Here is a 10,843-nt window from a genome sequence, read left to right as displayed (position 1 = left end):
CAGTGGGAGTACAATCTCCGACTGAGATAAACGCTCCGCGAGGATGTGCAGTGATTCTGAGAAGAATATGTCAGCTTACGCTGACCAGAATCACGCACCAAGTCTCACGTGCGTTCGACTTGAAAGTCATACCAGGAGAGTGTTTGAATACATTATAAGTGAGATTATATGTGTTCGGGTATTTTGGTGAAAAAAAGAATTAGTATTTTCATGCTGGTATTTTGCCTGATAATTGCTGCTATACGAATGCCGCGAGCAACGCAATACAATGTCATGAACCGCAGCGTGAAGAAAGCAGAGTATTGCATCTGCGTCGACAGTGGACATGGTGGAAACGATCCGGGCAAGATCGGTGTCGCCGGAACAAAAGAAAAAGAAGTTAATCTGGCCATCGCCCTGAAACTGAAAAAGAGTCTGGAGAAACAAAATATTCGAGTTGTTATGACGAGAACTGATGATCGAAATCTGGCAGATGCAAATGCATCAAATGAAAAAACGTCAGATATGAAAAACCGCGTGGCAAAAATGGATTCCGAACAGCCGGATATGGTGGTCAGTATCCACCAGAACAGTTATATTGACAGTTCTGCAAAAGGAGCACAGGTATTTTATTATTCCGAATCAGAAGAGGGAAAGAAACTTGCGGAAATATTGCAAAAAAGCCTGATCGAAAATGCAGATCCGGAGAATCATCGGGTGGCGAAAGAAAATACCAGTTATTATATATTGAAAAATACAACAGCGCCGACGGTGATCGTGGAATGCGGATTTTTATCAAATCCGGAGGAAGAAAGCCGTCTGATAAGTGCAGCATATCAGGAAAAACTGGTAGAGGCGTTACAAAAAGGCATCTGTGAATATTTGAACGCAGAATAAGCATTCCCTCACTTCAAGTACGTTCATGAGCAAATAGCGAAAGCGAATTACGAATGTCCGCTTTACAACCTTGTTTGCCGTTTAAGGAATAAAGATGGCACACAGCGCCGTCGTGTAAATGGAACAAAGATGGAAAAACTCCATCGTGCCTGCATTGGAGTTTTTCCATTTTGTTCCTTACACAGACAAACAAGACCTAATAATCCCAGGTATGTTTTTCATATGCATTGATAATCTGCGTATTGTTGTACTGTATGGTACGCTTGAGAGAAGCACTGTACTGCAGATGCATATGCCCATGCACCATATATTTTGGCTGGTATTTATCCAAGAGTTTTACGAATGTCTCATATCCCTGGTGGGCATGATCATCGCCATCTCCAAGACCCTGTGCCGGTGCATGGGTCAGCAAAATATCGAAACCATGATAGAAAATCAACTGATGTTTGATATGTAACAGGCGCCGCTTCATTTCTTTTTCTGTATACATATATTTGCCGGGCTTGTACGGCATGCATCCGCCTAATCCAAGGATGCGGATGCCTTCGTGTACATAGATTTTGTCATCGATACAGATGCAGCCTTCCGGCGGTGTCTGGTCATATTTCTCGTCATGGTTGCCGTGTACGTAAAGCAGCGGCAGATTCGTACAGCTGACGAGAAAAGACAGATACTGCGGATTTAAATCTCCACAGGAGAGGATCAGGTCTGTGTTTGTGATCTTGTTGCTGTTATAATGATCCCACAATGCAGTTGATTCTGTATCGGAGATTGCCATGATTCTCATAGTGTTGGTTCCTCCTTGCGGATACCTTCCTGTCGAACAACGTTCTGTGCATCTTCCCGGAGTTCATCTGCGGTTGGAATGCGTCCGATGATGTTGTCTGCCAGCCAGTCAATAGAAATAATTTCGTGTGGACTAAGGCTGTGGGTGGCATCTTTGGATACTGTTCCCTGCTGGGAATGCAAAATTCCGTCAAAAGGATTGAACTCATAATTGCGTATGGCGTTGCTCAAGGTATCCAGCAGATGTCGTGTTTCATCTGGAATTGCTGAAGACCAGACAACGTCAATTACATCGGAGGACATGCCCCACCAGTAATGCAACGCTTTGTTTGCATCTGATTTTTCTTCTGTATTCCAGATGCCGTTCTGGACATTTCGAATAATTCTTTCGTAATATTTACCCCAGTTCCATGCTGGAAAAGCAAGGTTCACAGGTGTCTCTCCATTGACACGGAACAGACCGAACTGGCGGGTGATCTTCCGGGGAATGATCATATCCTGATGGGAAATATAAGTAGCTCCCATGGAATAAAGTTTTGCGGTAAGGTCGACATGCTCGTTTTCTTTTAAGGTGGACCATTCCAGATAAATTTTTGCCTTTGGATTTACCATTTTAACACCAAGGGCAAATGCATTGATATTGGCGGTCATACCATAGATCGGATAATCTGCGATATAACCAATTTTGTTGGTGTCTGTCATGATGCCGGCCAGCACACCGATCAGAAATTTCGCCTCATACATGCGGCCGTAATAAGTGCGGATGTATTTGTGGGAAGAATTCAGTGAACAGTTTAAAATTTTTACTTCCGGATGATTGACAGCAGCTCGCAGGCTGGCACTCAAAAATTCCGGTGATGTGGTAAAAATCATTTCGTATCCGTCTGCAATAGCCTGCTCAATGGCAGTAATGGCATTGTCTGTTCCGGAAATGTCATCATAGGCTTTGGTCTGTACGGTACCGTGGAAAGCATCTTTCAGATACAGTCTGCCAAGTTCGTGCGCGTAAGTCCAGCTGGAGGTCTCTGGTGTCTTGCGGTTAATAAATGCAATGCGTGTAATTGTTTCCTCTTCAGAAGGGCTTAGAAGCTTGGTCAGAATATTTTTTTTCTGCACCGGCGACGGATCAAATTTTACCGAAGGTGTCTCCTGCGCATTTTTTAGCTCAAATTCCGCCCACATTTTTTTCAGGTTTTCCTTGATCTCAGAAGGTGTTTCATCTTTTAACTGATTGTAGTCGAACAAATCCAGATAAATCAGCATGGCGTCTCCGACCGTCATATGCAGATGATCCCCACCGAGTTCCTTAAAGGCGTCTGCAAAGCGATTGTAGCAGGAGCGGAAAATGATCCGGTCATCCATGCTCCAGCGCTCATAACGACGGTGCCCGAGATGATAGGCGAGATGCAGATAGGAGCCCTCTTTGCTGAAAAACAGATAATTAATGCTGGTAGCGTTGTAAAATTCCAGAAATTCGTAATAAAGACGGCTTTCTTTGGTATCTTCTCTGGCCGGGATGATGCGGGTGACGTAACCTGGTACACTGATGGCATCAAAAAATTTCAGTACGCTGACACGTTTGTTACCTTCCTGTACATAATAGTGATTCATGTATTCGTAGGCGACGATCGGATCACGGATTCCTTCCCGGAGATGTGCGTCGCACAAAGCAGCCCATTTTGCGGCAAATTCAGTATTTTCGCCGAGAATAGGCATAAAATTAGGCGCAAAAGAAGATGTGCGCCCAATTGTTTTTGTGCCGACAATCAGTTCCGTAGGAATGTCTACCAGTCCAAGAGGAATCTCACCGCTGATGTCTGTATGCTCCAGAATGGCATCCAAAGCAGGCATCTCAGTGGGAAGTTTCTGTGCAGCCAGTGTCTGTAATTCTTTTTTGCCAGCTTTTTGGGCGGCACGATACTGTTCCATCGACATAAAAAATCACTCCTTATCGTTTCGGTGATGTTACAGAAAAATGAAATACGGTTTTAGATTTAAAAGTTTCACCGGCTTTTAAAATAACGGATGGAAAGTTTGGATGGCTGGTTGCATTTGGAAAATGCTGTGTCTCCAGGCATGCGCTTCCGTAGGCTGGATAAGAAATACCATTTTTTCCATGTGCAGCAGGTGATTGAGCCGGTACATAAAGCTGCATGCCAGGCTGATCGGTAAAGCAGGTCAGGCGGATACCGGATTCTTCTGCATATAACGTTGCAGCTTCTTTCAATCCGCTTCCGTTTAATACAAAGTTATGGTCATAGGTTTTGGAATATTTCAGCTGTGGATGTTCTGCAAAAATATCCTGTCCAATTGGCTTCGGTTTGCGGAAGTCAAACGGTGTACCTTCCACGTCAGAGATCACACCTGTGGTCAGATCATTTTCGTCTGTCTCGGTGTACTGATCAGCGTTGATCATCAAAATGTGCTCCAGCACGGAACCGGAAGCTTCGCCGTTCAAATTGAAATAGGAATGGTTTGTTGTGTTGAATACTGTATCCTGATCGCTGGATGCATCATAAGTGATGGAAAGCTCATTATCTTCACTCCAGCAGTAAGTCACACTCATGGTCAGTGTACCAGGATAGCCTTCTTCTCCATCTGGGGAAATACGTGTGAAACGAACGGAATTTCCAATCTGCTCAGAATCCCAATTATAGTAGTGGAATCCGCGGATACCGCCGTGCAGGTGGTTTGGACCGTTGTTGATGGCCAGATGATAAGTTTTATCATTCAGTGTGAAGGTACCTTTTTCGATACGATTTGCATGGCGGCCGACAACGGCACCGAAGCTTGCGGTATCTTTTTCATATTCTGCAAGGGTGTCATAGCCAAGGCATACGTCTCGTAATTCGCCATTTTTGTCCGGCACACAGATGCTTACAATACGGCAACCAAAGCTTGTAACAGTGATATATGCGCCGGATGCATTTTCCAGTCGATATAAAAATGCTTCTTCGCCGTCAGTGGTGATTCCAAAAGAACTTTTTGTAATATTCATTTCAAAACCCTCATTCTTTCTTCATAAATATACTATAGTATACTCGCAGGTGACAGGTGCTGACAAGTAAAATCTTTTGTGGTATACTGTTTTGCATGAATACAAATATTTTAGATGAAAAAAAGACAATTATTACACAGGTAAAAAAAGTGGATGCCATGCATCCGGATATGAGTATTATACGGGAAGCTGCCGAAATTATCTGTGAAGGCGGACTGGTTGGCTTTCCGACAGAGACAGTTTATGGACTGGGAGCAGACGCGTTACTGCCGGAAGGGGCGAAACGAATTTATGCAGCAAAAGGGCGTCCGTCTGACAATCCACTGATCGTACACATTGCTGATTTTGAGGCGCTGGATAAAATCACTGCGGACATTCCGCCGCAGGCAAAGGCACTGGCAGATGCATTCTGGCCAGGGCCATTAACGATGATCTTTCGCAAGAGTGATGCGGTTCCTTATGAGACAACCGGCGGTCTGGATACCGTGGCTGTTCGTATGCCATCGCACCCGACGGCACTGGCATTGATCCGTGAAAGCTGTGGTTATATCGCAGCACCGAGTGCAAATACTTCAGGCAGACCAAGCCCGACACTTGCCGAGCATGTGTATGAGGATCTGAAAGGTAAGATCCCAATGATCCTGGATGGCGGCGCTGTGGGAATCGGCATTGAATCGACTATTATTGATCTGAGTGAAGAGATTCCGATGATCCTGCGCCCGGGTTATATTACAAAAGATATGCTTTCAGAAGTAATCGGGGAAGTGCGGGACGATCCTGGATTTACCAGTGCAGATCCAAATGTACACCCGAAAGCACCGGGCATGAAGTACAGACACTATGCGCCGAAGGCAAATCTGACCATCGTATCCGGTGAGGCAGATGCCGTTGTACAGCGCATCAATGAATTGACCCGGGAGCATCATCAAAAAGGAGAGAAAGTCGGTATCATTTGCACCGATGAGACTCGTGCCCGCTATTTTGGAGATGTGATTGAAAGTACCGGAAGCCGTCAGAACGAAGATAGCATTGCCCAGCATCTGTATGCGATTTTGCGCGATTTTGATGAGCGGGATGTGGATGTGATCTTTTCCGAGAGTTTTGCTACACCGCGTATCGGGCATGCAATTATGAACCGTCTGCTAAAGGCAGCAGGACATCAAGTGATCGAAGTCTGACAGGCTTCTGATAAAGCTGTGTAACAGCTAGTGATTAAAATGAGTAGTATACATTAGCTACGAGTATTTGCTCAAATTAATAATGAGGTGAAAATTTGGAAAAAATAGAGAAGATAATCTTTGCGGGGAAACGTGCAATTTGCCGGGAACCCATGGCTGCAGCCATTCTGCAGCGGGAAGTATTAAACTTCCCGGTGGAGATACTGGCGAGAGGCTTTGTGGTGCTTTTTCCGGAGCCACTGAACCAGAAGGCGGAAGCGGTCATGATCAGCAACGGTATTACACTGGAAAATTATACTTCCAGCCAGCTGGAATCAACGGATTTTGGGGAAACGACGCTGATTCTGACCTTTGATCAGGCATCAAAGGAAAAAGTACTGGAGATGGAAGGCGCACAGAATGTAGAAGTACTGACAGATCTGACCGGAGATGAACTGGAGATTCTGGATCCATATGGAGCAGAACTGGTAACTTACGGAATCTGTTATGAGACATTGTCAAATTCGATACATAAACTGGCGGAAATATTAAACGAAAAATACAGTTAAAAGTTAGCATAATGCAAATACAGAAAAGAGAGAGTAGTGGGAGAAAATGATTTTACCATTGTAATTTTAATCGGTTTATGCATTGCGGCTATTGGTGTAATTGCATTTCTGCTAGAGAAATCTAAAAAAGAAAAGTATAAACCAAAAGTTATTGAGACCAGTAAAAGGTACTCAGATGAATTGCAAGATTTTGAAAATCGTATGATGTAGTTAATACGATTGAATGTGTTATAAAACGTAAATTAAAGAGAGCAGGCTATTTTTTTCTGGCAGGCGATTGTTAGCCGCCGGAACAAAATAGCCTGCTCTCTTTTTATAACCTTCCGTTTAGCCATAAAAGAAACTAATTTAAAAACTTTAAGCGTTTTAAAGTTCAATTAAGGTTCTCTTTGTAAACTCTCTGTAAAAGGAGGGCAAAACCAAATGGAAGCACAAAAAATTTTCAAACGATATGAATATAAATACATGTTGACTTTAGAACAGCAATCTGAGTTAAAGGAAGTTATGAAGCAGTACATGATCGCAGATGCTTTTGGCAGAAGCACCATTTGCAACCTGTATTTTGACACACCACAGTATCTGCTGATCCGGCGTTCCATAGAAAATCACGTTTACAAAGAAAAAATTCGTCTTCGGACTTATGGTCAGGCAACCCCGGAAACAAACGCCTTTATCGAGTCAAAGAAAAAATACAAAAAGGTTGTGTACAAACGCAGAATCAGCGCAAGCTACGAGGATGCGATGCAGTATCTGTGTCAGCGGGCAGATGTAATCCCCCACAGTCAGATATGCTCGGAACTGGATTACGCATTGAGCCTGTATCAGGAAATCCAGCCGGCGATGTATCTTTCCTATGAAAGGGAAGCTTTTTACGGCAAAGACGATCATGAACTCCGCATCACTTTCGACCAGCATATATTATGGCGAACCGAAGATCTGAATTTAAGCAGTCCGGTTTACGGCAGAGAACTTTTACAGCCGGGGCAGGTGCTGACGGAGATCAAGATCGGGCATGCAATGCCGCTTTGGCTTAATCACTTTTTGACAGAACATCACATTTACCGCACTTCATTTTCGAAGTACGGAACCGCCTATAAAACCTTATTGATGGAGGCGGGACAAAACAGACGAATCAGTATGCATTGTTAGGAGATAGTAAAGGAGAAAAACAGATATGATAAACACATTTTTTCAGGGAATTTTTGACAGCTCAACCACATCGGTGATTCCGGTGAGTCAGTTTTTATTATGCATCGGGGTGTCACTGGTGCTCGGCATCGTCCTCGCATGCGCCTACAGTTATAAAACGCGGCATAACGGAAGTTTCGTCCGGACACTTGCCATTTTACCTGCTGTAGTATGCGTGGTCATCATGATGGTAAACGGAAATGTCGGTGCAGGTGTGGCTGTGGCAGGAGCATTCAGCCTGGTTCGTTTTCGAAGCGTTCCGGGAAGTGCCAAAGACATCGGAGCCATTTTTATCGCAATGGGAACCGGACTGATCACAGGAATGGGATATCTTGGTTATGCAGCCGTTTTTACCTTGGTATTGTCACTGATCATGGTGGCTTACGTACATATAAACCTTTGGGACAGACGCCAGATCAGTGAAAAACAGCTGATCATTACCATCCCGGAAGATCTGGATTACACACAGGTGTTTGATGATCTGATGGAACAGTACACAGAGAAAAATAACCTTGTAAAGGTAAAAACAACCAACATGGGAAGCCTGTTCAAGCTGACCTATGAAGTGAAGTTAAAAGATCCTGCAAAGGAAAAAGAGTTTATTGATGAACTGCGCTGCCGCAATGGAAATCTGGAAATTATGATGACCAATCAGGAAGTCGGTAACCAGTTACTATAGAAATAATATCTGATAAATGAAGTGAACGTTTTACGAAGAAATCAGGTGTAATCAGAAAATAGAGTGTGCGCATAAGCGCGGGAGGAAAAAATGAAAAAACGAAGAATCATGATTGCAATGCTGATCGGCACGATGGCTCTTTCCGGTATTATGGCTGGCTGCGGTACCAATACATCAAATACACAATCCAGTGCAGAGGCGGAAAGTGGAGATTCTGCGGATAGTACGCAGGGAAAGATAAGTTTACTGGATACAAGTGACATGTTTACGAAACGGGATCTGGATGCGTTCTATGATGAATCCGAATGCACAGCGATCACGCTGGATAATGAAAACAGCAGCTGTGACAGTGATGCAGTGACCATTGACGGGCAGACGGTGACGATTACAAGTGAAGGAACATATCTCATCAGCGGTACTTTGAGCAATGGAAGTATTGTGATTGATGTGGAAGATTCCGAAAAAGTGCAGCTTGTATTTGACAATGTATCCATTACAAATGAGAGCGGCGCAGCAGTGTATGTCAGACAGGCAGATAAGGTATTTTTGACGCTGGCAGATGGCAGTGAAAATACGGTTGTTTCCAATGGAACTACCACAGAAGATGACAGCAATATTGATGGCGCAATTTTTGCAAAAGGTGACCTGACTATCAACGGAACAGGAACGTTAAATGTGACATCCGCAGCACATGGTATTGTATGCAAGGACGATCTGGTGGTGACAGGAGGAACTTATACTATTTCTGCAGAAAAACAGGGACTTTCCGGTAAAGACAGTGTCCGCATTGCAGACGGAACCTTTGACATTACTTCCGGTGGAGATGCGATCCACAGCGAAAATGCGGATGATGAAAATAAAGGTTTTGTATATGTGGCAAACGGAAGTTTTACGCTGAATGCCGATGGCGATGGAATTTCAGCTTCTTATGTGGTTCAGCTGGATGATGGTACTTATGAGATTACAGCCGGTGGTGGAAGTGCCAACGTACAGAGCAAAAATTCGATGGGTGATAAGGGACCTGGCAATATGCAAGATAACGGGGAAACGACAGAGTCTGACTCGGATACAAGTACGAAAGGTATTAAGGCAACTTCTGCACTTCAGATCAACGGTGGAACGTACCACATTGATTCTGCTGATGACAGTATTCACTCCAACGGAGATGTTTACATTAATGCAGGAACATTTGATTTAAGTACCGGAGATGACGGTATTCACGCAGACAGCACAACAGATATTTCTGATGGAACCATCACCATCAGTCAGTGCTACGAAGGACTGGAGGGACAGACAATAGATATTTCCGGTGGTGTGATCGATATTACAGCCAGCGATGACGGACTGAACGCAGCCGGTGGAAATGACAGCAGCAACAGTAACGGGCCGGGTGGCGGAGATCCATTTTCCGCGGCTGAAGATGCCTATATCAATATTTCCGGCGGACAGATAACCATTGATGCAACTGGTGATGGTATTGACAGTAACGGGGATCTGACGGTCAGTGGAGGAACAATTTTTGTGACAGGACCGGCAAATGATGGAAATGGTGCAATGGATTATAACGGAACGGCAACGATCACCGGAGGAACGGTTGTGGCAGCAGGCATGAGCGGCATGGCACAGAATTTCGGGGATGATTCCAGTCAGGGATCCATGCTGATCAATCTGGATGATACCCAGAGTGGCGAGATCACGCTGACAGATGCGGATGGAAAGGAACTGATCAGCTTTACACCTTCCAGAGAGTACAATTCCGTAATCATCAGCTGTGCAGATTTGGAAGAAGGAGCAACGTATACATTAAATACAGGTGAAACAGCGACAGAAGTAACCCTGTCAAGCCTGGTATACAGTAACGGACAGAGTCAGGGCGGACAGCCGGGAGAAATGCAGAATGGACAGATGCCAGACCAGAACGGACAATCAGATAGTAATGCACCATCGGGACAGCCGGGGGATGGAACTGATCCGGGACAGGGCGGTCCGGGCGGAAATGGAAACGGAGGCCCTGGAGGACAGCCAGGTCAGGGCGGACCGGGTCAAAACAATAGCAGCGGACAGTCGGGATCTTGACCACAAACGGACACAGTTTTTCAGAAAGAGAGGTAAGTGACATTGTATACATCGGATATGAATAAATGGAAAAAAATGCAGATCATCTATGCAGGCGTGACGGCTTTCTGCATCATCGGAACGATTATTTATGAACATTTCAGCTATGGAGAGTATTCCATGTTGATGCGGCTTGCATTTCTGTTCCCACTGCTTGGTGGCGTGGTGCTGTACGGCAGCTTGCGAAAATGGAAACGACCGATTCTGACGCTGGCCTATTGTTTATGGAACAGCGGTATCGCGATTTTTATATCAGGCTGTCTGGTAGGCGGAATAATCACAATCTCCGGCAGAAGTTTTGCTTATGGACCATGTTACTGGGCAACGGGACTGATCTTTCTGGTGACGGCGGTGGCCGCAGGGGCAGTACCGGCGAAGGGACGGAAAATTTTGTCGTAGCCGAAAGGAACATAGTCCTCAAAGTGCCAATTTCTGAAACATATTCAGAGACATCAAATGATGTGTAGATGAAACA

The 10,843-nt window shown here is 44.7% G+C and carries 11 protein-coding genes; 8 read left to right on the top strand and 3 right to left on the bottom strand.

Annotated elements, in window-relative coordinates; genetic code table 11:
- Positions 1–246: 246 nt before the first annotated feature.
- Entirely contained in the window at positions 247–876 is a 630-nt protein-coding gene (locus Q0I54_RS09065; protein WP_296118134.1) for an N-acetylmuramoyl-L-alanine amidase, read from the top strand.
- 196 nt (positions 877–1,072) lie between these two features.
- Here Q0I54_RS09065 and Q0I54_RS09060 read toward each other — a convergent pair whose 3' ends face one another.
- From Q0I54_RS09060 to Q0I54_RS09050, 3 genes are read right to left on the bottom strand one after another with little or no spacing between them, the layout of a single operon-like run.
- Complete coding sequence (locus tag Q0I54_RS09060; protein ID WP_296118131.1) at positions 1,073–1,663, bottom strand: metallophosphoesterase family protein; 591 nt, start codon at positions 1,661–1,663, stop codon at positions 1,073–1,075.
- Positions 1,660–3,597: a BMP family ABC transporter substrate-binding protein gene (locus Q0I54_RS09055; protein ID WP_296118129.1), complete on the bottom strand. Its 1,938-nt coding sequence runs from the start codon at positions 3,595–3,597 to the stop codon at positions 1,660–1,662. The genes Q0I54_RS09060 and Q0I54_RS09055 overlap by 4 nt, the downstream gene beginning before the upstream one ends.
- A gap of 13 nt (positions 3,598–3,610) precedes the next feature.
- Positions 3,611–4,660: an aldose epimerase family protein gene (locus tag Q0I54_RS09050; RefSeq protein ID WP_296118127.1), complete on the bottom strand. Its 1,050-nt coding sequence runs from the start codon at positions 4,658–4,660 to the stop codon at positions 3,611–3,613.
- Between the two features lie 95 nt (positions 4,661–4,755).
- On the opposite strand from Q0I54_RS09050, the gene Q0I54_RS09045 reads away from it, so the two are divergent.
- From Q0I54_RS09045 to Q0I54_RS09015, 7 genes are all read left to right on the top strand, one after another.
- Entirely contained in the window at positions 4,756–5,838 is a 1,083-nt protein-coding gene (locus Q0I54_RS09045; RefSeq protein WP_367270815.1) for an L-threonylcarbamoyladenylate synthase, read from the top strand.
- Between the two features lie 95 nt (positions 5,839–5,933).
- Positions 5,934–6,386 carry a phosphotyrosine protein phosphatase gene (locus Q0I54_RS09040; protein ID WP_296118125.1) on the top strand — a complete coding sequence of 151 codons (453 nt, stop codon included), beginning with the start codon at positions 5,934–5,936 and terminating at the stop codon, positions 6,384–6,386.
- A gap of 36 nt (positions 6,387–6,422) precedes the next feature.
- The gene (locus tag Q0I54_RS09035) at positions 6,423–6,596 is read left to right on the top strand and encodes a hypothetical protein (protein WP_296118124.1); all 174 of its coding nucleotides are present in this window, start codon (positions 6,423–6,425) and stop codon (positions 6,594–6,596) included.
- 213 nt (positions 6,597–6,809) lie between these two features.
- Complete coding sequence (locus Q0I54_RS09030; protein WP_296118121.1) at positions 6,810–7,535, top strand: polyphosphate polymerase domain-containing protein; 726 nt, start codon at positions 6,810–6,812, stop codon at positions 7,533–7,535.
- A gap of 25 nt (positions 7,536–7,560) precedes the next feature.
- Positions 7,561–8,253 carry a DUF4956 domain-containing protein gene (locus tag Q0I54_RS09025; protein WP_296118119.1) on the top strand — a complete coding sequence of 231 codons (693 nt, stop codon included), beginning with the start codon at positions 7,561–7,563 and terminating at the stop codon, positions 8,251–8,253.
- A 90-nt stretch (positions 8,254–8,343) separates the two neighbouring features.
- Positions 8,344–10,329 (top strand): carbohydrate-binding domain-containing protein, encoded by a 1,986-nt coding sequence (locus Q0I54_RS09020; protein ID WP_296118118.1) that lies wholly within the window; start codon positions 8,344–8,346, stop codon positions 10,327–10,329.
- Between the two features lie 36 nt (positions 10,330–10,365).
- Complete coding sequence (locus Q0I54_RS09015) at positions 10,366–10,767, top strand: hypothetical protein (RefSeq protein WP_296118117.1); 402 nt, start codon at positions 10,366–10,368, stop codon at positions 10,765–10,767.
- Positions 10,768–10,843: the final 76 nt, after the last annotated feature.

Source organism: uncultured Eubacterium sp. (genome assembly GCF_934295145.1).
Classification (GTDB): Bacteria; Bacillota; Clostridia; order Lachnospirales; family Lachnospiraceae; genus Eubacterium_I.
This window is presented reverse-complemented; position numbering and strand designations above follow the sequence as displayed.

What these genes read in the sequence shown, in the direction of transcription:
- Q0I54_RS09055 (WP_296118129.1), bottom strand. Translation starts at nt 3,597, where the DNA reads ATGTCGATGGAACAGTATCGTGCCGCCCAAAAAGCTGGCAAAAAAGAA.
- Q0I54_RS09045 (WP_367270815.1), top strand. Translation starts at nt 4,756, where the DNA reads ATGAATACAAATATTTTAGATGAAAAAAAGACAATTATTACACAGGTA.
- Q0I54_RS09020 (WP_296118118.1), top strand. Translation starts at nt 8,344, where the DNA reads ATGAAAAAACGAAGAATCATGATTGCAATGCTGATCGGCACGATGGCT.
- Q0I54_RS09060 (WP_296118131.1), bottom strand. Translation starts at nt 1,663, where the DNA reads ATGAGAATCATGGCAATCTCCGATACAGAATCAACTGCATTGTGGGAT.
- Q0I54_RS09030 (WP_296118121.1), top strand. Translation starts at nt 6,810, where the DNA reads ATGGAAGCACAAAAAATTTTCAAACGATATGAATATAAATACATGTTG.
- Q0I54_RS09025 (WP_296118119.1), top strand. Translation starts at nt 7,561, where the DNA reads ATGATAAACACATTTTTTCAGGGAATTTTTGACAGCTCAACCACATCG.
- Q0I54_RS09065 (WP_296118134.1), top strand. Translation starts at nt 247, where the DNA reads ATGCCGCGAGCAACGCAATACAATGTCATGAACCGCAGCGTGAAGAAA.
- Q0I54_RS09050 (WP_296118127.1), bottom strand. Translation starts at nt 4,660, where the DNA reads ATGAATATTACAAAAAGTTCTTTTGGAATCACCACTGACGGCGAAGAA.